The 22,488-nt window shown below is 57.9% G+C and carries 15 protein-coding genes; 8 read left to right on the forward strand and 7 right to left on the reverse strand.

Annotated elements, in window-relative coordinates:
* Positions 1-210, forward strand: a 210-nt coding sequence (locus U0L91_RS05385) for a hypothetical protein (RefSeq protein ID WP_481804518.1), incomplete at its 5' end; no start/stop codon positions are given.
* 70 nt (positions 211-280) lie between these two features.
* On the opposite strand, the gene U0L91_RS05390 is transcribed toward U0L91_RS05385, so the two are convergent.
* The 7 genes from U0L91_RS05390 to U0L91_RS05420 form a co-directional block, all read right to left on the reverse strand.
* Positions 281-964 (reverse strand): glycogen synthase, encoded by a 684-nt coding sequence (locus U0L91_RS05390; RefSeq protein ID WP_336647843.1) that lies wholly within the window; start codon positions 962-964, stop codon positions 281-283.
* Between the two features lie 185 nt (positions 965-1,149).
* The gene (locus U0L91_RS05395) at positions 1,150-2,667 is read right to left on the reverse strand and encodes a DUF4127 family protein (protein ID WP_330045183.1); all 1,518 of its coding nucleotides are present in this window, start codon (positions 2,665-2,667) and stop codon (positions 1,150-1,152) included.
* A 15-nt stretch (positions 2,668-2,682) separates the two neighbouring features.
* Positions 2,683-3,885, reverse strand: coding sequence for an AGE family epimerase/isomerase (locus tag U0L91_RS05400; protein ID WP_256273346.1), 1,203 nt, complete (start codon positions 3,883-3,885; stop codon positions 2,683-2,685).
* A 46-nt stretch (positions 3,886-3,931) separates the two neighbouring features.
* Positions 3,932-6,412, reverse strand: coding sequence for a glycoside hydrolase family 3 protein (locus tag U0L91_RS05405; RefSeq protein ID WP_270752467.1), 2,481 nt, complete (start codon positions 6,410-6,412; stop codon positions 3,932-3,934).
* Between the two features lie 22 nt (positions 6,413-6,434).
* Positions 6,435-7,718, reverse strand: coding sequence for a Gfo/Idh/MocA family protein (locus U0L91_RS05410; protein ID WP_256273348.1), 1,284 nt, complete (start codon positions 7,716-7,718; stop codon positions 6,435-6,437).
* Between the two features lie 28 nt (positions 7,719-7,746).
* The gene (locus tag U0L91_RS05415) at positions 7,747-9,615 is read right to left on the reverse strand and encodes a beta-N-acetylhexosaminidase (protein WP_294815293.1); all 1,869 of its coding nucleotides are present in this window, start codon (positions 9,613-9,615) and stop codon (positions 7,747-7,749) included.
* Positions 9,612-11,498, reverse strand: coding sequence for a hypothetical protein (locus U0L91_RS05420; protein ID WP_270752465.1), 1,887 nt, complete (start codon positions 11,496-11,498; stop codon positions 9,612-9,614). Before U0L91_RS05420 ends, U0L91_RS05415 begins: the two co-directional genes overlap by 4 nt.
* A 354-nt stretch (positions 11,499-11,852) precedes the next feature.
* Between U0L91_RS05420 and U0L91_RS05425 the strand changes: the two genes are divergently transcribed.
* The 7 genes from U0L91_RS05425 to U0L91_RS05455 all read left to right on the forward strand — a co-directional run bounded on the left by U0L91_RS05425 (position 11,853) and on the right by U0L91_RS05455 (position 22,171).
* Positions 11,853-12,698: an ABC transporter permease gene (locus U0L91_RS05425; protein WP_330045184.1), complete on the forward strand. Its 846-nt coding sequence runs from the start codon at positions 11,853-11,855 to the stop codon at positions 12,696-12,698.
* 29 nt (positions 12,699-12,727) lie between these two features.
* Positions 12,728-13,639 (forward strand): carbohydrate ABC transporter permease, encoded by a 912-nt coding sequence (locus U0L91_RS05430; protein WP_270752463.1) that lies wholly within the window; start codon positions 12,728-12,730, stop codon positions 13,637-13,639.
* A 48-nt stretch (positions 13,640-13,687) separates the two neighbouring features.
* Positions 13,688-15,325 carry an extracellular solute-binding protein gene (locus U0L91_RS05435; RefSeq protein WP_270752462.1) on the forward strand — a complete coding sequence of 546 codons (1,638 nt, stop codon included), beginning with the start codon at positions 13,688-13,690 and terminating at the stop codon, positions 15,323-15,325.
* 265 nt (positions 15,326-15,590) lie between these two features.
* Positions 15,591-17,681 (forward strand): helix-turn-helix domain-containing protein, encoded by a 2,091-nt coding sequence (locus U0L91_RS05440; RefSeq protein WP_330045185.1) that lies wholly within the window; start codon positions 15,591-15,593, stop codon positions 17,679-17,681.
* A gap of 46 nt (positions 17,682-17,727) precedes the next feature.
* On the forward strand, positions 17,728-18,645 hold the full coding sequence (locus tag U0L91_RS05445) for a DUF4855 domain-containing protein (protein ID WP_256273356.1): 918 nt from the start codon (positions 17,728-17,730) through the stop codon (positions 18,643-18,645).
* 3 nt (positions 18,646-18,648) lie between these two features.
* Positions 18,649-19,761 (forward strand): SGNH/GDSL hydrolase family protein, encoded by a 1,113-nt coding sequence (locus tag U0L91_RS05450; protein WP_270752460.1) that lies wholly within the window; start codon positions 18,649-18,651, stop codon positions 19,759-19,761.
* Between the two features lie 532 nt (positions 19,762-20,293).
* The gene (locus U0L91_RS05455) at positions 20,294-22,171 is read left to right on the forward strand and encodes a discoidin domain-containing protein (protein ID WP_330045186.1); all 1,878 of its coding nucleotides are present in this window, start codon (positions 20,294-20,296) and stop codon (positions 22,169-22,171) included.
* Positions 22,172-22,488: the final 317 nt, after the last annotated feature.

A 22,488-nucleotide genomic window follows, 5' to 3' on the forward strand; every position in this document is an offset into this window, starting at 1 on the left:
CAGTACAGAGGCTTGGCCCAGGTGACAAACTGGGTGAAGCTTAAATTTGCTGCCATGAATCTGAAAAAGCTGGCCACCTGGAAATGGAATGGCCGCCATCCGGCACCGGATGGCGGCAAACGGTCCAGATTGCGCGAAAATGCGCCTGACATTTCACTGCTTTTTCCACCTGTCTTCTTGTTTTCAAACAGAACACCTGCTCTGGCCTGATTGCCAAAGCAGGTTTTTCTACAGGCTGAGCCCGGCCTTGGGGGCCGGGCTGGGGATAGCGGAGATCAGATCACCACGGAGTGAGCTCCAGATACAGGTCTTTGTACTGCTTGGCCGAGTTCTCCCAGGAAACATCCTTGGCCATATCCCGCTGTACCACCTCGTCCCAGTGGTAGCGGTTGAGGAAATACTCGGTCTTGGCGCGGTTGATGGCGTCCAGCAGCAGACCGGCGTCGTAGCGGTCGAAGGTGAAGCCGTTGCCGTCGCCGTTGAAGACGTTGTAGGGCTGCACGGTGTCCTTCAGGCCGCCGGTTTCCCGCACGATGGGCAGAGTGCCGTAGTGCATGGCGTTGAGCTGGGTCAGGCCGCAGGGCTCGAAGCGGGAGGGCACCAGCAAAGCGTCGGCGCCGGCGTAGATCCGGTGGGCCCGGGCCTCGTCGTACTGGATGCAGGCGCTGAACATGCCCTTGTAGGCGTTCTCGTAGTAGCGGAAGGTGTCCTCATACTGCTTGTCGCCGGTGCCCAGTACCACCACCTGGGTGTTGCCGTCCATGACCTGGGGCACGATGGCGTTGACCAGATCCAGACCCTTCTGGTTGGTCAGGCGGGAGATCAGGCCGATGACGAATTTGCCCTCGTCCTGGACCAGGCCCAGCTCCTGCTGCAGCGCCAGCTTGTTCTCGTGCTTGTGCTGCAGTACGTTGGTGATGTCGTAGTTCACCGCCAGGGCGGGGTCGGTGGCGGGGTTCCACATGCCGTAATCGATGCCGTTGACGATGCCCCGCAGCTTGTAGTTGTGGTAGCGCAGATGGTTTTCCAGCTTTTCGCCGTATTCGGCAGTCTGGATCTCCTGGGCATAGGGGCGCTGGAGGGGCGCGGAGCTTTTTGCCTGAAAAAAAGCGGGCGGCAGATGCCGTCCGCTTGGGGGCTGATTTTCTTTTACATGCCCGCTTTGGAAGGTGCGGAGAGCTGGATGAAAAGCTCGATTTCAAACGGGCGATGCCAGGGAAAGGAAATTTGGCTGATTTCCACCTGTGCAGGGAGAGAAAGCCCTTTGGCCAGCCGGCACATCTGCCGTGTCACATATTTTGCAAGCAGCTGTTCCTGCCAGGAGTCGTCAAAAGAGAGCCCTTTTCGCTGCGCGTATGCAGCAACGTCCCGGCGCACCAGGCTCATATAAAGCCAATCCTCCAGAATCCGATGGCAGGTGAACAGGGCACTTTGTGTGCTATCTTTGCCGCAGAGCATTCCCTGGGCGATGCAGCAGCCGGCAGCATTGGCCGCTGTGTTCCAGCCTGCATAGGCATAGAGCGTTTTCAACAGATTTTGCTGCTGCAAAAGGTCCATCCATTCCCGGTCGGCTCCGTTTGTGACAGCCAGGTCGGCCAGAATCACAGGCTTTTTGGCGGCCAGCGCCCGCAGATTGGCGGCGAGATCGGGCAGGCATCGTTCGCCAAAAGCAGAGTGAGGGGCGGGAGATTTGGCGTCGCCCATGGCGCTTTGCCCTTCGGTGGGGGCGTTGACAACAAGGATGTAGTCGGCTTCTTGCAGGGAAAAGCAGGTTCTGCCGCCGGCCGCGGCGACCAGCCATTTGAGGTTTTCGCCCAGCGGCCGGTCTTCAAAGCGGGGAATAACCATAGGTGCGCCGGCGCTGCTGTAACAGATGTGCACCGACGGGGTTATGCCGCGGCTGTGGTTGACCGCCCGTGCCAGCAGGATGCAGCCGGCCTCATCGGCGCCGGAGTAGCTGTATATGCGGCTGCCCAGCGCGTGGCTGCGGATAGCGGCGGCGAGCTGCTGCCGCTCTGCGGCGGCCCATCCCAGGAGAGCACAGTCGTCCAGGGGAATGGTGAGAAAATCCAATACCCCCTGTTCCGCCAGAAAAATAGTTTGCAGATTCACCGCGTGGTTGGTGCTGCGCCGGCTGCAGAAATCGGAGAGGACGGAGCGCGGAATGCTCTGTTCCAGGCCGGAAAGCTCGGATTTTTCTTCGGCTGTGGCCAAATTGCGCTGGATTTTGTCCCGCAGCACTCCCACACGGAAGAGGGAGCTCCCGTGCTCGGCATAGTAGTCCGGCTCCTCGTCGGCAGAATTGTAGCAGGGCGCCCGCATGATAAGGCTGAAGGCAAAGAGCTTGACCTGGGGATATCGCGCGCGCAGATCGGCCAGAAGATGCAGGCGATCCAAACATTCCCGGGTGGTTTGATGGTGCAGCCGGGAAGGGACGATGCCGCCATATACGAGCATATCAATCGAGATCACCGCATAGTCACAGCAGGAAAAGTTTTTTCCCAGCCATTGCGCCAGCAGCAAAAACGGGGCAGGCCGCTTTTTGCTGCCCATCAGCTCTTTGGGAGGGAGCAGCAGCTGGACATCGGTGCATTTTTCGACCATTAACGCGGGATAGAGAAAGTTGCAGGGGCGCTCATCCAATGGCAGCAGTAGGATACGGGGCATAGCCAGTCCTCCTTTTTATGGAGCGAGAATCTCGTCGATGAGCTTGTCCGCCATGGAAAGGCTGCGGGGCACGTGGAACGGGCCCTTGAAGGTGCTTCCCTTGCAGGCAGGCAGCGTGGGTTTGCCGTCCCGGCGCAGGTATCCATACCACTCCCCGTATGCAGGGTCGGCGAAGTGGTCGCGGCAATAGGCGATGGTTTTGTAGAACCAGTCCAGATAGGTTTCGTCCCGGGTGTCGCGGTAGGCCATGAGGCTGGCGATGAGGATTTCGTTGTGGGGCCACCACAGCTTCATGTCGTGTTCATAGGCTTCGGGGGGCAGCCCCATGCAGTCAATGAAATAGAGCAGACCGCCGTATTCCTGGTCCCAGCCGGCGTTGATGGCAAAACGGAACACATCCTCGGCCTTCCGGTGCAGGTCCCGGCTGCCGATGCGGTTGGCTTCCTCCATCAAAAACCAGCTGCACTCGATATCGTGGCCCGGGTTGACGACGCGCCCCGCGGAAATGTCGCTTTGAAATTCTCCGTTCATCCCCACCGATTCCAGGGTGCAGTGCAGATCGGGTTTGTGGTGGTAGGCGAAGATGTCGTGGACGCACTGGGCGGAATACTGGTCGTAGAGAGCGGCCTGTTCCGGGTCTACACGGCGCAGAACGCTGGTCATGTTCAAAAAGATCATGGGGTCGGCCAGAGCGCGCCCCTTTCGGGTTTCGGGGATGGTTTTGGGGCCAAGGCCGGTGGGGTCGGGAGCGCCGTGGTTCAGATCGTATACCAGCTGATAGGCCCGGCGGGCTCGTTCCAGGCATTTTCTGTCGCCGGTAATGCCGTAGTATTCCGCATTGGCGATGGCATAAAATTCCTCGGAAAAGCAGTACCGGCGCTGGCGCAGGGGCTTTCCGTCTGCCGTCACGGTGAAGTACATCCGGTTTCCGGCACTGCGGTTGATGCAGTGGTCTTCCATAAAATCCAGACAGGACCGGGACGCTTCCAGCCATTCCGGCCTGGTGCCGTACAGGCGGCACATGTGGGCAAAAATCCAGCCGCACCGTCCCTGCATCCAAACGCTTTTATCGGTGGAAAACACCTTGCCTTCCCGGGTCAGGCAGGTGTAGATGCCGCCGTGCTCGGGATCCATGCCGTTTTTGAGCCAAAAGTTCACAGAGGATTCAAGTTCGGTGCGAATCCAGCTTTGCCAGCTGCGCAGTTTTTCGGTATCCATTGTTGTAAAAACCTCCTTGTATGTGATTGCCGCCCTGGTTGTCTGGTCAGGGCGCTGTGGGGGCGGAGAGCCCCAGCGCCGTTTTGATGATCCGCCCGGCACAGCTGCGCAGCAGCCGGCGGTCCAGCCTGCCATCGCGGAGAGCGCACAGCAGCGCGCTGTACTCCCGCCGGTTGCCGGGCATCAACAGGTCGTTGCCGGCCTGGATGCAGCCCTCGGCGGTGCAGCGGCGGCTGGACGTGGTGTCCCAGTCGGTCATAAAGATGCCGGCAAAGCCCCATTCGCAGCGGGCGATGGCTGTGCAGAGGGCGGCACTGTTTGCCGCATGGACGCCGTTTACCAGATTGTAGCTGGTCATAATGGCACTGGGCTGGGCCGACTGTACGGCGATTTGAAAACCCCGCAGATAAATTTCGCGCAGAGCCCGTTCCGAAACCAGGCTGTTGGATTCCAGCCGTTCGGTCTCCTGGTTGTTGCAGGCAAAGTGCTTGAGGGTGACGCCGCAGCCCGGGCAGGACTGGACTCCCCGGGTGATGGCGGCCGCCATCTGGCCGGACAAAAGCGGGTCTTCGGAAAAATATTCAAAATTGCGGCCGCAGAGTGGGCTGCGGTGGATGTTCATGCCGGGCGCCAGCCAGAGGCTGACCCCAAACAGAGCCATTTCGTAGCCCACGGCGGCCCCCACTTCCTGCAAAAGGCAGGTGTTCCAGGATTGGGCCAGCATGGTTCCAATGGGAAATGCAGTGCAGTACTGGTAGTGCCGGGTGCCGCCCGGGTTGTACTCGCCGCGGGCCAGAAAGCCGTTTTCAAAGCACTGTTCCAAAGGCGGGATCAGCGGCTGCCCTTTTTGGGTGAAATAGCAGCTGGCCAGCCGCAGGCCGGCGGGCCCATCCGCCAGGACCAGAGAGGGAACCCGGATGTCCCCGCCGATTTCCTGGGTTTCGCCGGCAGACCCGGGCACGCTCACCCCGGCGGACCCCAGTTGGCTTTCGTCGTCTTTGTGCCATTGGCCCACACAGAGCCGCACCAGCGAATCATCATCCAGCTGCGAGGCGATTGCAAGGGCTTTTTCGGCGTTGGGGTCGGGGTGCGGACGAGAGCGGGCGGAGCCGAGCAGCAAGCCCGGGCGGACCGGCAGGATGGGCAGCCCCTGCTGCAGGAGTTCTTTTTCCAGAGAGCGGCGCTTTTCCAGGCAGTGCTTCATTCCGGGAGAAAACCAGTCCTGCGGTGCGTCCGGCCAGCAGAGCGAAACCTGTTCCAGTACCTCCCGCTGTTCCAGCTGTATGCCGCCAATCAGGCGGCAGCTCTGCAGCGAGTTTCCCAGCCAAAGGCCATAGGTTTTGGCGTCCAGTACCCAGCCGCCCGCCTGCGGATCAAAAGAGGCGAGAGCATCGGGAGAAAATTCCAGTGCAAGTGTCTGTTTCTGCCCGGGCGCCAGCAGGCCGGTTTTGGCAAAGGCGACCAGCCGGCGGTATTCTTTTGGCTGCAGGGCGCAGGGACAGGTGGCGTAGAGCTGCATCACCTCTTTTGCGCTCCAGCGGTCCCCGGTGTTTTGCACGGTGCAGTCCAGCACAAACCGGGGCCGGTTTCCCCGTTCCAGGCGCAGGCAGCCGGCCTGGATGGAAAACTGCGTGTAGGAAAGGCCATCTCCAAATCCAAATCGAACCGGTACGTCAAAGGTGTCAAAGTAGCGGTATCCCACAAAAATCCCCTCATGGTACCGAACGGTGCGGGGGTCAGGGGAAGGCTGCTGCATACAGAGGCAGTCCTGCAGCCGCAGCGGCCAGCAGTCGGTGAGCCGCCCGCTGGGGGACACGGCGCCGCGCAGCACGTCGGCCAGGGCGTTTCCGCCTTCCATGCCGGGCTGTGAGAGCAGCAGCACGGCATGGATCCGGGGCAGCTCGTCCAAAACCGAAAGGTCCACGATGCCGCCGGTGTTCAGCACCAGAATGACAGAGGGATAAAAGCTGCACAGACTGCGCAGGTCCTGCATTTCCCATTTCGAGAGCAGATAGTCGCCGGGCTCGTTTTTGCGGTCTGCCCCTTCTCCCGAGGACCGGCTCAATACATACAGTGCAGCATCGCAGGCCGCTTTGGCAGGCGCACAGGCGGGAGCCTGAAAGGGCGTGTTGACATACGCGGCAAAAAAGTGGGGCTGCTGGCCGGTTTCCAGCTGTTCCCAGACGCGGTCCCGCCATTTGCTGCGGGCCTGGCGATAGATGGTGTCACAGTGCTGCAGCCAGGCTTCGTTGGCGATCTGAAAGCCGGCGGCGTACAGGCCGTCGCGGATGGAAACGGTTTCCCGGGCGTTTACATCTCCCGATCCGGTCCCGCCCTTCAGGGTGTGCAGAGCGCCTGTGCCGTAGAGGGCAATGCGGCAGCCGGAGGGCAGAGGAAGCGTGTGGTTTTCGTTTTTCAAAAGGATTATGCCTTCCTCCGCAGCCCGGCGGGCAAGGGCGCGGTGCACTTCTTCGTAGGGGCGGGGGGAGCAATCGGTGCAGCGGGGCAGGTGACGAACACATGGCATGGGGAATACCTCCGGGGAAAAATCAGGTGCGGCGGGCAAACTGAAGCAGGTCGATGCAGGCGCCGCCCTCCAGCCGTGAACGCTCGGCAGCAAGCGCCATGATATGGCTGTCGATGGAAACGTCCACCGAGGTGAGCGAGGCGGGGTCTTCCCGCTGGAAAAGTGCGGCCAGGGCGTCCATCATCCGGTCATCGCCGCCGCCGTGCCCGGCAAAGCGGTCGGTGAGCTTGTCCAGCTCGATGATCTGCTCGGGCTGCCCAAAGCGGCGCAGCATCACGCGGTTGCGGAGCATGTCGATCTCCAGCTCTCCCAGCGAGCCCATGGCGCGCATGGTGCGGCAGCATTCCTGGGTGAAGGCGGTCACGGTGAAGGTGGCGCAGACGCCGTTGGCAAACTGCATGTTCACACACTGGTGGTCGGCCACATCGTTGTCACAGGCGTAGACACAGCGCCCGTAGGGCCCCTTTTCCAGAGCGGCGCGGATGCTGTCCGGCGTGGGCGTTTCGCTCAGCACCGAGCAGGGCCAGCCGGCATTGCCGCCGAGAATGCCGGTCTTTTCATTTTCCATGTAGATGCGCACAGCGCTGTACGGGCAGCGGGTGGATAGGGCACAGCGGGTGCAGCGGTCGTCCGCGCCTTCGGGGGCGCTTTCAGCGCGAAAAACAGACAGGCCGCCGTTGGAGGAGAGGGATATACAGGCGCTGCCGGCAAACCAGCGCAGCAGGTCCAGGTCGTGGCAGCTTTTTGCCAGAATCATGGGGCTGGAATCCTCCTCGCGGCGCCAGTTGCCCCGCACATAGCTGTGGGCAAAATGCCAGTAGGCCACATTTTCGATCAGATCCATGTGGATGAGCCGGCCGATCTCTCCGGATTCCAGCAGCCGTTTCACAGTGGAGAAAATCTGAGTGTAGCGCAGCACATGGGCCACGGTGACGATCCGGCCGCAGCGGTGCGCCGCTTGCTGCAGTGCCAGACATTCCTGCAAAAGGGGAGAGATGGGCTTTTCGAGCAGCAGGTGATACCCTTTTTCCAGGGCGGGAAGTGCCAGCCGCACATGGTCGCGGTCCTGGGTGGCGATGACAGCCACATCCCCCAGACGGGGCTGCTGCAGGAGGGATTCCATGGTTTCGTAGCACTGGCTGTCCGAAAGGCCCAGGTCCCGCTGCACATCCCGGCGGCGGATGGGGTTGGGTTCGGCGATGGCGGTCACCTGCATTTTGTCGGGGTTGCGCTTGGCATAGGAGGCGTATACCTCATATCCCCGCACACCCAGACCGCCGATGACGATTTTGATGGGAAGATCCATTATAATACCTCTTTCTTTTTTATATGCGTTATATGCGGCAGGCGGAGATGCATTCGCCCCAGGAATAGCAGCCCCGGAATTTGCCGTCGGCGTTGGTCAGGCAGCGCAGCTTGGGGCAGGCAAGGGTTTCGATCTCGTCGATCTCTCCCTGGTGCAGGCGCTGCATTTGGACTTCGGCGGTGCGGAATCGCCCGGTCAGGCCCGCCATGCGCAGATCGATCACCTCATAACCGAAAGGTTTGTTCACCGCTTCCCACAGCCTGCCCCAGGCGGCTCGGCAGCTCTCGCATTGCCGGGCACAGGCGTGGGCCAGGGCGGCCATTTGGGCGGCCTGGGGGCTTTGGCAGCGGGCGGCGGGAGCCTGAAGAAACCACTGGACCTTCAGCGCCAGCAAGCCGGCCAGCTGCTCGTAAAAGCGGTACATGGCCTCAAACCGCGGCTCCTGGCTGGTAAAGCCGTGGTACAGGCGCTGCAGCGATTCATACCGGCCCGAAAGGGCAAGGCCCTCGCAGTCGGCCTGAAACAGCGGCAGCAGCGGGTCCTGGTAAAGCAGAAATTTGGAGAAGTTTACGGGGTCGTCGGACACAGGGGCAAACAGGGCAGGCAGATCGAACTCGCCCAGACGGGAAAAAGCCTCGCAGGGCTCCCCCACGCAGCTTTCAAAGCGGCTGGCCAGGGCAGAGGGGCTGGTGTCGCCGGTATAGGTGAATTCGGCGTACAGCTGCAAACCGTACAGAATGGCGGGCAGCGGGCATTCGGCGCCGTTGTCGCCCCAGGCGGTGGCCAGCACGGTGGAAATGTGGTGGTCACGCGCTTCTTCCAGGCCGGGAAGGCTGGCGCTGCGCATTTTTTCCACCGCGGGCACGGGCCCCACCCAGCTCCACAGGCCGCCGGCAAACAGAACCGGTGCGCCGAACTGCTCGTGAACGTCAAACAGCTTGCGGTAGCTTGCCCGGTCCATGTGGTAGTAGTCCCAGTAAACCAGAGGAACATCCGGCAGAGCGGCGTCCAGAACGGGCTGGGGCAGCTGGTCGGGAACGTCGTAGTAGCCGCCGGTGGGCGAAGCGGCGCGCAGGTACATGTCGCTCCAGATCATCGGCGCGAAATTGTATTTTTGGGCAAGAGCCGCCACCCGGGAGAGGTGCCGGTTCATCAATTCCCAGGCGGGGACGATCCCGTTTTTGAAGCGGAAATTTCCCAGCCCCAAAGACCAGGCCTCGTCCATGCCGATGTGGATGCGCCGGGTGTGGAAACAGGCCCGCACAGCCTGGAACATCTGCTCGATGTAGGCATATACCTTTTCCTCCCCCACCATCAGGCAGTCTTCGGTGTCCCGCAGGTCGGGGTCATTCTGCGGCCAGTGCAGCGCCCGCTCCAGATGCGCCAGGGTCTGGATGCAGGGGATGAGCTCGATGCCCAGGTCCGCCGCATACCGGTCCAGTTCCCGCAGCTGCTGCTGGGTGTAGCGGCCCCGCAGATAGCCAAAATAGGGCTGCTGAGGGATTTCGTAGGTGTCCTCGGTGTACAGCATGGCTACCGACATGCCCATCAGGGCCATTTTGCGCAGCATCAGCTTCACCGTGTCGGGGGTCAGCACGGCATTGCGGGAACAGTCCAGCATTGCACCCACCTCGGCAAAGGCCGGCTGCTGCTTCCAGGCGAGGGGCTGGCGGGACGGCTGTTTCAGATAGGACAAAGCGCGGAAAAACTCGGCGGGCACCCGGTATTCCACCTCCAGCGAGTTTTCTTCCAGCCGGAAGGCAAAGCGGCCGGCCCGGCGCGCGGTGACCGCAATGCCGCCTTCGCCCACGGCAAAACCTTCGGATTCACACAGATGCCCCAGGCCCGCCAAGAGTTCCTCCGGCAGGCTGGAGGGGGAAAGAACAACCAGTTTCATTTGTAAAACTCCTTTAATTTGTCTTTGAGAACTCCCTGCAGCAGGCCGGCACAAATTTCGGCCACGGTCCAGCCGCTTTCAACGGCCCAGGGCCCCCAGCCCACATCGTTGGGCAGACCGCAGACCTCCATTTGCTCCGCGTCAAAGCCCCGTGCCCAGGCGCCGTCGATCCGGGGGTCCTGGCTGTGGATCTGGGCTGTGGACAAAAATGCGGCGTGCCGGCAGAACAAATCGTAAAAATAGGCATCTTCCGTGACAAAATAGGCCTGCATCAGCCCCAGGGGAACCCAGTTGTTGCTGTATAAAAGGTCACACACCGGGTCGCCGTTGCGGGCCAGCAGGGAACATTCGCCGTTTTCCTGCTTGCTGCATGCGGCGGAGTAGTCGTCGTCCCATTCCAGGTAGGCGCCGGAGAGGTGTCGCATCTTTTCCAAATCCCGGGTCACGGTGTAGAGCATCTGCCGGTATTCCTGTTTGCCGGTGGCATAGTAGAGCCAGGCAAAGGGGAGAAGAAGCCGGCAGAGCTCCTCGGTTTGGCTCTGTTCCCGGATGGTTTTGGGATAGGCCTGCAGCAGCGCCTGCATGCCGGTTTCGCCCACGGCCAGGCAGCGGGCGTCCTTTTCCAGCTTGCCGTACAGCAGTAGACAGGCCAGATAAAAGGCATTATAATGTGCGCAGGGGAAAGCTCCGTTCTGTCGGCTCAGCGCGGCAAAATCTTCCTCGGACATGTTCAGATTGTCGGTGCGGGCCGGCCGCAGGCCATCCGGCCCGGTGGTGTTCATCAAAAATTCCAGCGCCATCCGGCACTGGGGCAGATATTCCCGCCCCAGCCCGTACAGGGCTTTGAACAGGGTCACCAGCATGGCCCGGGCCATATCGTCCTGGTAGCACACCTCCCAGGCGATGTCGGTCCAGCGGAGCATGCCCTGAAAGCGGCCCGAGCGGATCTGCATTTTGTCGTAGACAAAAGCTTCCAGGTTTTGGGCCCGCTCCAGGCTGCGGGCGTCGCCGAATGCCAGAAAGTGCATCAGATAGGCCAGCGCCGCTTCGCCGCAGCAGTCAGTGCGGATGGAGGAGGCGGTTTTCTGGTGGCCGTCGGGGTAAATTTCGGTGCCCAGCCCTTCCAGCACGCCTCGTTTGCCCTCATCCACCAGAATGCCGGAACGGCTGAACCAGTCGATGCCGCTGGCGGCACAGTCGGCGGCGGAACGGGCAAAGCCGGTTTGGTACTGAGGCGGAAACTCCACCTCCTCCAGAACCGGCGCGCCGCACAGCCAGCCGATCAGCGAGCGCACCAGTCGGCTCCAGGCCGGCACCGGAGAGAATCGCGCCCGCAGAAAGTTGCACAGCCGGAAGGAGCAGACGGCGACGGCGGGGGTTTCCAGCCAGATGCCATATTGCTGGCAGTCGGTGCGCTCCTGTTGGCTGAGCGGCTGGCGGGCGTGTTCCGACAGCCCCTTTTTATACATTAAAATAGGTCTGGCCAGATTGTTGCGATAGTAGGGGGTGCAGCGCATATTGCATTGATCATCCAACAAAAGTCCATCTTCCAGGCCGGCGAATTCCGCGTCGGTGCACACCAGCCGGAGAAAGCGGGTGGAATCGGGAGATGCACAGTAGTTCTGGCAGAAACTCAGGGTGTATTCATACAGCACCCGTCTGCCGCTGTGCGAAAAATCCTCCACCACACTGCGGCATTCCGCCGGGAAAACCAGCGGTTCCTCCCGGGTGCCCCCCAGCACGCAGGCGCACTGGAAACCATCGAGGCAGTGGGGGGTGAGAGCGTTCGGGTGCAGGACTTCGACGGTAAGAGCCGGAGATTTCTGCAGCAGAGCGAGCAGGTCGCTGGGGCCGCAGGTGATGACGGCAACGGAAATAGACATAAGTTCCCTCTTTCTGGTCCGGGGACCGTTTAGTGTTAGCTATATTATAAAAGCACTATTTTGCAAGTCAATAAAAATCAAAAAATGTGCAAAATGAAAAAAATGTACGCAAAAATATTGCGAAAAGGAGTGCGGAAAAGGCTGCTGCAAAAGTTGCGCCCACGCTAAAAGTATTGTTTATTGCATTTCCGAAAGGGCCGGCGTACACTGAGATTGTTCAATCAAGCACATGAAGCAGGAAAGGCTGGTGGCAAGACCGTGCGAACTCCAAACGCAAAGACGGCACCCAAGAGAATCAATTATAAATTAAAAAGTCAGATACAGCTGTACGCCATTATGTCGCCGGTGCTGATTTTGATTTTCATCTTCTGCTATGTACCCATGTATGGCCTGCTGATCTCCTTCCAGGACTGGACACCCGGCATGCCCTTTATGGATTTCACCGGGCAGACCAAGTGGGTGGGGCTGAAACATTTTTCAACATTTGTACATGACCCGTATTTCTGGCGGCTCATCAAAAACACCCTGGTGCTCAGCGCCATGAACCTGGGCATCGCGTTTTGGATCCCGATCATTTTTTCGCTGCTGATCAATGAAGTGCGGCTGGTCAAGTTCAAAAAGTTTGCCCAGACGGCAAGCTACATGCCTTACTTCATTTCCAGCGTGGTGGTGGCCGGCATGGCGCTTTCCTTTTTGAGCAGCGACGGCATCATCAACAAATTCATCATGATGATGGGCGGCGAACCCTTCCTTTTGAATATGAAGCCGCAGTATTTCCCCATCGTGTACACAGTGATCAACATTTGGCGGAACTTCGGCTGGGGCAGCATCCTCTACCTGTCTTCCATGGCTTCCATCGACCCCACTCTCTACGAGGCGGCCAGTCTGGACGGCGCCAACCGGTGGCATAAAATCTGGCATGTTACCCTGCCAGCCATCAAACCCACCATTGTGGTCATGCTGATCATGGGCGTGGGCGGTATGCTGGGCGCGGATTCGGATATGATCCTGCTGCTGTACAATCCCGCAACCTACGAATACGCCGACGTCATCGGCACCTATCTGTACCGCTATGGCCTGGTGGGCGGCAACTTCAGCTACGGCACAGCGGTTGGATTTATGATCGCGCTGATCAACTTCGGCATGGTTTATCTGGCCAACATGGTCTCCCGCAAGGTTGCCGATTATTCGCTGTGGTGATCCGCTGCGGATGGAAAGGAGAAGAAATTATGACTCAGATATTGGCGCGCAAGAAACACGGCATTCCAAATGGATCGCGGCTGGTGGATGTGCTGATCGTGATCACGGTGGCAGTCATCTGCCTGTTCACCCTGTATCCCATGTACTATGTTTTCATCATGTCCATCAGCAAGCCCCAGGATGTGCTGGCGATGAACGTATCCTTTTGGCCCACGGGATTTGAACTGCAGGCCTATAAAAAAATCTTTACCGATTCCGATATGTGGCGTGCCTACGGAAATTCCATCCTGTATACAGTGTCCACCACGGTGCTGGTGATCATCACGAGCGTGATGGGTGCCTATCCGCTGTCGGTTCCGGAACTGCGGGGCAGAAAATATGTGGTTGCCTTTGTGCTGCTGCCCATGTACTTTGGCGGCGGATTGATCCCCACCTTTCTGCTCATGAGCAAGCTCAATCTCTACAACAATATTTTCGCCATCATTGTGCCGGCGTCTTTCAATATCTGGTACATCATTCTCACCCGCACCTATTTCACGGGGCTGCCCCGGGATATACGGGAATCGGCGTTCATAGACGGCGCCAGCAATTTTACAGTTCTGCGCCGCATCTATCTGCCCCTGGCAAAGCCCATTTTGGCGGTGGTGTCCATCTACTCCATCGTGACCATGTGGAACAACTGGTTTGCGGCGCAGGTCTATCTGCCGGATAAAAGCCTGCATCCGCTGCAGCTGTACCTCAAGAGGGTGCTGGTGGCCCAGACTGTAGATCTCACCAAGCTCAACTCGGCGGATATCGAAAATGCCATGAATCAAATGCTCTCCGCAACGCAGATGCAGTATGCGATGATCATTTTCACCACCCTGCCGATCATCTTTACCTATCCCTTCTTCCAGAAATATTTCATCAAAGGTGTTATGCTCGGTTCTCTGAAAGGCTAAATGAGAGAAGAGCAAAAAATAAAATCATGCACAAATAGGAGGAAAACAATGAAAAAAAGAAAAATGCTCTCCCTGTTTTTGGTGGGCTGCTTGGCTGCCGGTACTCTGGCCGGCTGCGGCGGAAAATCCAATTCTGGCGATTCCCAGAGCGGCAGCGACCAGGCTTCCAGTGATTTCAGCAAACTTAAGATCCTGGGCACCGAGGGCTGGGCTCCCTGCAACGACTGGAACGAGGTAGAGGAATACAGCGCCTATCAAATCCTGAAAAGCTGGCTGGACGATGCAAAGCTGGACATCGACTGGGAAGTGGTTGCCCCTGAGCAGTACTCGGTGATCCTGCAGACCCGGTTTGCCTCCGGCAAGGATCTGCCCGACATCGCCAAGGCCCATACCATGGACGACGCCGCCCTGATGGCTCTGGCGGAGCAGGGCCTGATCATCCCCATCAACGAGATCATCGACAAATATTCCCAGGGCCCTGCCAAGGAGGCTTTTGACAAAAAGTTCCCCACCATACGTCCGCTCACCACTGCCGAGGACGGCAACATTTATTGGTTCTGCAATGTGTCGAGTAAGTACTACGGCGACAATACCGACCCCAACGGCAGCTTCTCCATGCTCTACCGCCGCGACTGGGCCGACAAGCTGGGGATTGCCGAACCCACCAATCTGGAAGAGTTTACCCAGATGCTGCGGGACTTCCGGGAAAAGGACGCCAATGGCAACGGCCAGCAGGATGAGATCATGTTCATCGATCCCTCCTCTTTCCGCACCAGCATCGCCCAGTGGTTTGATCTGCCCACCGATATGATCGCCCTGGATCCGGTGGAAAACAAGATCGTGAGCCCCTGGAACAGCCCCAATGTCAAGCCTTATTTTGAATACCTCAACAGCCTGGTGCAGGAAGGCATTCTGGACCCCTCTGTCGCCGGCAACTTTGAGCTGATGGCCCAGAAACGCGCCGAAAACAAGCTGGGATGCCTGTGGGACTACACCAATGCCATGTGGAACGAGCCCACCGTGGCGGAGATTGCCCCCGATGCGCTGTATGCGCCGCTGATGCCGCTGCCCGCCCTGGACGGCGTGGAGCCCGGCTCGATGTCTGAGCCCGGTTCCATGGTTTGGGAGCGCTATGTGGTCACCAAGGATTGCGAAGACCTGGAGGCCGTTGCCCGCCTGCTGGATATTGTGTATTCCGATGAGTACGCTGTGCTCACCGCCTTTGGCCAGGAAGGCGTCAACTTCACATACGAAGACGGCGTTATGACTCCCATTCCCGATCTGACTGCGGATATGGCCCACGAGCAGCGCATCTCCGAAGGCGCCATGCTGTGGAACGGCGTTCTGCCCCGCGTGCAGGAAGTGGATATGCGCCAGCAGGTTGCCAATTGCGATGACTACAAGCGGCAGGTCACTTTGGACCTCATCGACTACGATCTGAAATATCCGGATCAGGTGAACAATTTCCTGGCTCTGCCCACCAAGGAAGAATCCGACAAGATCAATGCCCTGCTGCCCAATCTGCAAACCGCTTCCAAGGAGCTGGCCACCAAACTCACCCTGGGCCAGATCTCTGTGGACGACCTGGACAAGGAAGTGGAAAAGCTGGAAGAGCTGGGCCTGAGCGAACTGGTCGATATCTACCAGGCTCGCTATGAGCGCTACCTGGCCAATATGCCTTCCTGATGATAGAGCACGATAGATCAATGTAAATAGTCAAAGCCGTGCCGCAAAACGCGGCACGGCTATTGCACTTGAAGCTGGGCAGGTGTTTGCTGCGGAATGGATTGCTATTTGCCTATTTGTGATGTAATCTAGTAGCAAGCACGCTTGTTGGTAAAATATTGCGGCACAGAGGGAGAAAAACAGGATGCATCGTTTATACTGGCACTCAAAGGACTTTCAGCGCTATTTTTTTACATACATCGCTTTGTTTGTATGTGTTTTTCTTGTGGGGATTTCTATTTTTTCTGCCGCCATGCGGAAAGAACGCAAGGAAGCCAACGAAAAGTCCTTTTTAGCCGAGAGCCAGAAGGTGCGGGACGTCCTGGACGATATTTGGGAAGTGGGCAGCGAAGTGAGCAACGTGCTGCAAAATTCCATTTGGGTGCAGAAGTTCACTTCGGAGAGCAAGATTTTTGAAAATGAGTTCGGCCCGATGGAAAAACAGGATATTTCGGTCAATCTCACCGCTCTGTGCAGCCTCAACAGCGCTCTGCGGGATATCGCAGTGCTCTATCCGCAAAAAGATCTGGTGGTGACGTCCAGCGGGTGGTTTTCCGTTTCGGAGTACGAAAACTATTTGCAGCGAAAATTGCAGCTGCCTGCCAATCTCGTCACCGAGCATCTGCTGAATGTGCCGGGGTGCGAGGGCCCGCTCAAACCCAGCAATTTTGCTTTTCACAATGCGGACTATCTGGTCTATGTGCAGCAGCTGGATATTCTTACTCCGCCCCGGGCAATTGCCATAAGCTGCTTTGACAAGGCAGCCATGCAAAAGCTGCTTCAGCAGGTATGCGGCGAACAGGTGACCCAGCTGCTCGTAAAGGACTGGAACGGCCAGCCCATCTGGCAGGTGGATTTTCAGCAGACCTCTGCACCGACCCAAACATGCAGCACCAGCAGCCAGAGCATGCTGGTAACCTATGACCTCACCTGCGAGGATGCCCCCATTCCCTTTGCACAGAGCGCCTGGAACTATGTGCTGGTATTAGTGCTTGCCATGCTGGGCATTTTGGCCGCCTATGTGCTGGCCAGCATTCAGTACCGGCCTTTGGGGAACCTGATTCAAAAGATAAACAAAAAGGTCAAGGGCAAAAACGAACAGCAGGATATTGACACCCTGGCCACCTGCGTGGGCAGGCTGTACGACGACCACACCAATATGGAAAACACCATTGCGGCCTATCGGTATGCCCTGCGGGAGCAAACCAATGCGCAGCTGCTGCGCGGCTATTTCAACAGTGATCAGCAATCGGTTCCTTCCTCCTGCAATTACTGGTATGTTGTGGTGGTGTTCCGCCATCAGCCTGGCAATCCCGACAACGAAATCGAGGACACGCGGATTCACCTGGAATTTTTGCTCACCTTGAAAAAATCGCTGCAAACCATCAAATGCGGCCAGAGCCACTGCGAACTGGTGGAAAATATTGATGAGTGCACCGCTGTGATTGCAGAATTTCCCTCTCTGCCGGACGAGGACATCGCAATGGAACTGGCGCAGCCGCTGTACGATGCGCTGATCGAAGAGGATATAGAATGCAGCGTGTTTGTGGCCCGCGCCCGCAGGGGCCTGACGGGAATCAGCGCGGCGTACCAGGAAATCAAAGAGAGCATGCGGGAAAAGAAGGGAATTTGCGGCATCCAGTTTGCCAGCCCCAACATGGAGTATTACTACCCGCTGGATTGGGAAACGCAGCTGGTGCGTGCCATCCGGGAGGGCAGCGAAAAAAGAGCGCAGGCGATCCTGCAGCAGCTGTACGAGGAAAATCAGCGCCTTGGGCTGAGCTATACGCTCATCTGCCGGGTTGCCACCCTTTTGTACGAAACCATGCGGCGGATTATTTTGGAAGAAAAGCTGCCGGTGCAGATGTTTTTGAAAATGGAGGAACCGCAGCATGGCATGACGCTGGAGCAGGCGTTTGACCGCGCAAGAAACACCGTCAACACGCTCTGTGAGCAGATCATGCAGAAAAAGCAGCAGGCGGCCACCAACGTGAACCGCTCGCTGGTGAGCTATGTAAACGAGCATCTGCACGACCCCGATCTGTCGCTGAATTTGCTGAGCGACCATTTTGGCGTGTCCAATGCCAGCGTTTCCCGCATCTTCAAAAATACGGTGGGACAAAATTTCTACAACTATATCACAGAAAAGCGGATGGCAAAAGCCAAGGAACTGCTGGTGCTGAAGGGATACTGTCCCCGGGAAATTGCCACAGAAATAGGGTACGACAACGAGTATTCCTTCAAGCGTGCTTTCCAGCGCACCTACGGCATCACGCCCCGCGACTTTTTGGAAAAGGAAGGGAAAAATGCAAGGTGAATATTGCACATCCGGACAGAATACAGGCGGAATCCGGAATCTGGTATTGATTTATAATGGGTATTACGACCGGCAGCAGGGAGATTGGAGCGCACAAGAGCTGCTGCCCTATCTGCTGTATCAAAAACGAAATGCCGGTTTCGGCGAGCCCTTTTTCGATGGATTTCTCTTTTTGGGGCTTTTGTCCTGCACAGGCAACCAGCTGTTTGAGGCGGTGGACCCCGCCAAGGCGGCCACCTGGGAGGATTTTGAGTGGTATCTGAACAAAACGCTGCGGCCGCAGGGGGACCTGTGTGCGCTGCACGAGGCGGTGCTGCAGGCCAGAAAACTCAGCCGGCGGCCCCAGCTGCAGGCGCGACTGGTGCTGACCATTCCCTTTCCCTCCCGGCAGACCTTTGGCGGACCGGAAAGCCAGAAAGCGGCCATTGACCGGTATATGGACCGCATGGCGGAGCTGTACCGCCCCTTTGAGCAGCTGGACACGCTGCGGTTGTGCGGCCTGTACTGGCTGCATGAGGATGCTTCCCAGACAGAACTGATTGACTATGCAGGCCGAAAAGCCAGAGAGCGCGGACTTGCCTTTTTGTGGATTCCCTACTACCGGGCTTTGGGGTTTGACCGCTGGCAGGCAATGGGATTTGATGCGGCCATCCTGCAGCCAAACCACTACTTTAATGGAACGCAGCCGGTGCAGATTCAAAATGCAGCGGAACTCGCCGCCCAAAACCACATGGGGCTGGAATTGGAGTTTGACGAGCGCGCTTTTGACGACGAAAATTTTTACCGGCGTTATCTGGATTATCTGAAAGGCGCACAACGGTTTGGGTTCAGTGGATCCCAGGTGTTCAAGGGATATTACCAGGATGTGAAGGCCATATACAACGCGGCGAACAGGGGCGGCGCCCGCGGCCGTGAGCTCTATGAAAAAACTTTCGAGGTTGCAACAGGGCATAAAGGAGAGTAAAGCATGGCGGACGCAGCTGATTTTGACCGGCAGATGGCGGCGCAGAATGCCCGGGGGGAAGAAATCCTATGGCACGAAGTTCCCAACGAAAACATTCTGGTGGAAGGTTTGGGCTTTTTTGCAGAGGAAAGGCGATGGAACCGCCTCCCCCAATCTCTTTCCGGTATGCTGCAGGCCCAGCGGCCGGCGCTGATCGAATTGTCTTCTCACATGGCGGGTGCCTGCCTGCGCTTTCGGACTGACAGCCGGGCAGTGTGGGTAAAGGCGGCGGTAAACGCGGCTCCCTATATGGCGCATATGACTCCGGCGGCCCAGTGCGGGTGCGACTGCTATTTGAGGGCTTTGCCCGACATGGCCTGGCAGTTTGCAGGGCTGACAAAGTTTTCGCCGCAGGAGGACTCCTTTTGCTGCGAACTGGCGCGGGACCTTCCGCCGCACACCGAGGTGCTGGTGTATCTGCCGCTGTATATTGGCATTCGGTCGATTGCAATCGGCCTGGAAAAAGGGGCGCAGATGCAGCCGGCATTGCCCCGCAAACATCGCAGGACCATCGCCTTTTATGGCACTTCCATCACCCAGGGAGGTTGTGCCTCCCGGCCGGGTATGGCGTATCCGGCCATTTTGTCCCGGGAACTGGACCGGGAAGTGTACAATTTGGGGTTTTCGGGCAATGGCGTGGGAATGTCAGGTCTGGCTTCCTGCTTTTGCAGCCTGCCCCGGCTGGGGGCGCTGGTGGTGGACATCCAGCCCAACGCCGGCCCCCAGGGGCTGCTGGAAACCAACCTGCCAGCCTTTCTGGATGCGGTGCGCGGCTGTGCGCCGCAGCTGCCGGTTTTGGTGCTTTCGGCAAGCTGGCAGACAAAATGCGGCTGGAACAGCACCGAAGCGGAACAGTTTGCGCGGGAAGAGCGTTTTCAGCAGCAGGAGGTGGAACGCCGGAAATCCCGGGGAGATAGCTTTATCTGGTTTGCATCGGCACGGGATATGTTGGAAACGGTTGCAAAGGAAACCACCGTGGACGGCGTCCATTTGACCGATCTGGGCTTTTGGCTGCTGGCTCAAAAACTGCGGCCGCTGCTGTGCCGGATGCTGGAACAAGGACAGACAAACGAATAAAAACCATATAAGAAACACCCCGCAGGGGAAAAGCTGCCCAATGGCTTTTCTGCTGCGGGGTGCTTTTTGTAAAAAGCGGCCAAGCAAAATTTTTGCTGGCTCTGCCGGTGAAAAAAGTGTGGAAAACAGGGCGGGCAAAGGCCCTGTTTTTCTCGTTTTACCGGCAAAAAATATTGCTGCGCATTTGAAAATTTTGTTTATTGCAACGTTGAAATCCGGTTCCCATAATGGGAATCAAATGCATGTGTCCTGTCTGCGCTGCTCCCGAAAAGGAATGCGGCTGGACGATCGGAAAATTTCAAAAAGAAAAAGGAGATGCAACCATGAAAAGAACAAGCGAATGCAGGCGCTGCTGAGTACGGCGATGTGCGCGGCGATTCTGTTTTCCAATGCCGCCGTATTTGCGGCCGAAGTTCCTCCCTTGCCGCGGAAGGAAGGCGAAAACCCTCTGGCGGAACAGTCGCCGGTCAACTTGCTCCGGCAGCCAGGCGCGGCGTCCTCCTACCAATACGGCGAGGATGCTCTGTATAATATGTCCAATCTTGACCTTTTGGGCAGTGATGTCAGTTCTCTGGACCTCGATTGCCAAAAGCTCACCGACGGCGTCAAGAGCAGCGCCGGTTCCATTGATTTTGACAGCGTAGTCAATTTTTATTCCAATTCCGCTTTCAACAATGCTGAAAATGGGGCAAAGTTCTCCAATCAGAACACGGTGGATTTTGACCTTGGCCAGCCGAAAACCATTGTGGAAGTAAATGCATACAGCTCGGCCGGGCTCACCGGCCGCTACGCCGGTTCGCTGGGCCATATCGGCAAATACAGCGTCTATGTGTCGGCAGACAAAAACCAGTGGACCTGCGTTTTGGATGGGAAAAACTGCGGAGAAGACATTTCGGAGCAGACTGGCGCCTATGTGGCCCGGTATGCGGTTTCCGCGGACAAGGTGCCGGGGCACCCCGATGCCACCGGAATCTACGCGCAGTATGTGCGGATTTTGTTTGAAACAAATGCGCTGTGGGGCAATTATTCCTTCCTCACAGCGGAAGAAGTGGAGATTCTGGGGCAGGATGGCAAGGCCCAGGGCGCCTTTGAGCCCGCCGGCGAACAAGAATCTCCCGCCGCTGAGAATCTGGCGCGGACCGCCTCCTACACCTACTCGCCTTCCACCGAAAAATATATGTTGACGGCGGAGAATGACCCGACATATTCGTCGGATGCCGACTGCAAAAAGATGAACGACGGCGTTCGGGGAGATGCCACCGGGGCGGATATGACCAATTGGACGGTCTTTGAACCCATTCCCTGGATGAATCCCGACAACGCTTCCAACTACAACAACGATCCCCTGTGCGCCATTTTTGACCTGGGCGCGCAGAAATCCATCACCGGGGTATCCACCGCTTCGCTGGTTACCCAGCAAATCAAGCAGAGTGCCAACCTTCAGATCTATGTTTCCAACGACAAGCTGGACTGGTTTGAGGTTTCCAAAAAGAACGGCTACGACCAGCAGGAGCCTGTGAACGGGGTGGTGGAACTGTCCTGGGATGCGGCTACGGACAAGGTGAAGGATCATGCCGATGCCACCGCGGTATATGCCCGGTATGTGAAGGTCGTCTTTTCTTCGGTTTCTCCCGATGCGCCCAGCCAGCAGGTGGCGTTGGACGAAATTGAAATCCTGGGCAGCAGCGACCGGATGGAGGGCGCCTATGAGCCCAAAGCCGAGGAGATAACCGGCGACACCGATCCTCATTATCCTGACAACCTGGCCTATCGGAAGTCTTATGAGGTGCTCAATGCCAGCGCGGCGGGGGACAGCTCCTACCCTGACCCCAAAAAGACCAAGCTGACCGACGGCGTGGAGGCCACTGCGGATTATCTGGATGCCCCCTGGACCGCCTATTCGGAAGGCGCCTACCGCGAGTTTGTCATTGATTTGGGCGAAATCTGCTCCGTTTCCGAAGTGGAGTTCAACAATCTCAGCAACGACGGCATTGCGGCCAAGATGCCCGGGTCGGTGGATGTTTCTTTTTCCAAGGATAATGCCAGCTGGTCCACTTTGAAAAATGCGTTTCTGATTCCCGATCGTCCCACCGAGGTTGCCAAGGTGCTTTACAACTGGAAGGCGGCGGACGACCCCTATGTGCCCAAAGCGGACGGACAGGCCACCGCAAAGGTGGAGGCCCGGTATGTGAAACTGCACGTTCCCATGCAGAACTGGTGCTTTATCGACGAGATCCGTGTGCTGGGCGAAAAGGGCGTGACCGACGATGCTGTCAGCCTGCCCATCGACGGCGAAATCGTGAAAACCTATATGCAGAAAGGCCCTCATACCGCCGGCATCGGCAATCTGGTGCTGCTCTATAACGGCTATTATGAAGATACAGGTCAGAAACCCACGCGGAGATACTGATTTTTGTCTCGCCGGTTGCCACGGGCAGACCCATGCTGCCAAGGTAACTGCCGGTAGGCGCGTCCGGCAGATCGTCGTACAGATTTTCAGTGATCTGCAAAAGATTCGGTGTCGGGACATTGGCTTCAGCGGTTTCCTGTGTGGCGGCTTCGGCTGTCTCCGGCGTGGCAGGGGCATCCTCTGCAAAGGCGGGCAGCGCTGCGCCCAGATTTGTGAGCGCAATCCCTCCCGCCAGCAGCAGCGACAAGCCCTGCTTTATTCTGTGTTTGTTCTTCATACGAATTTCTCCTTTTGTTGCAAAAGAAAAAGCCCGCTGC

The sequence above is a fragment of the Gemmiger sp. genome, assembly GCF_036306485.1.
Taxonomy (GTDB): Bacteria; Bacillota; Clostridia; order Oscillospirales; family Ruminococcaceae; genus Gemmiger.

Coding starts and splice junctions, on each gene's coding strand:
- U0L91_RS05390 (WP_336647843.1), bottom strand. CDS start 964: ATGTGGAACCCCGCCACCGACCCCGCCCTGGCGGTGAACTACGACATC.
- U0L91_RS05395 (WP_330045183.1), bottom strand. CDS start 2,667: ATGCCCCGTATCCTACTGCTGCCATTGGATGAGCGCCCCTGCAACTTT.
- U0L91_RS05400 (WP_256273346.1), bottom strand. CDS start 3,885: ATGGATACCGAAAAACTGCGCAGCTGGCAAAGCTGGATTCGCACCGAA.
- U0L91_RS05405 (WP_270752467.1), bottom strand. CDS start 6,412: ATGCCATGTGTTCGTCACCTGCCCCGCTGCACCGATTGCTCCCCCCGC.
- U0L91_RS05410 (WP_256273348.1), bottom strand. CDS start 7,718: ATGGATCTTCCCATCAAAATCGTCATCGGCGGTCTGGGTGTGCGGGGA.
- U0L91_RS05415 (WP_294815293.1), bottom strand. CDS start 9,615: ATGAAACTGGTTGTTCTTTCCCCCTCCAGCCTGCCGGAGGAACTCTTG.
- U0L91_RS05420 (WP_270752465.1), bottom strand. CDS start 11,498: ATGTCTATTTCCGTTGCCGTCATCACCTGCGGCCCCAGCGACCTGCTC.
- U0L91_RS05430 (WP_270752463.1), top strand. CDS start 12,728: ATGACTCAGATATTGGCGCGCAAGAAACACGGCATTCCAAATGGATCG.
- U0L91_RS05435 (WP_270752462.1), top strand. CDS start 13,688: ATGAAAAAAAGAAAAATGCTCTCCCTGTTTTTGGTGGGCTGCTTGGCT.
- U0L91_RS05450 (WP_270752460.1), top strand. CDS start 18,649: ATGGCGGACGCAGCTGATTTTGACCGGCAGATGGCGGCGCAGAATGCC.
- U0L91_RS05455 (WP_330045186.1), top strand. CDS start 20,294: ATGTCCAATCTTGACCTTTTGGGCAGTGATGTCAGTTCTCTGGACCTC.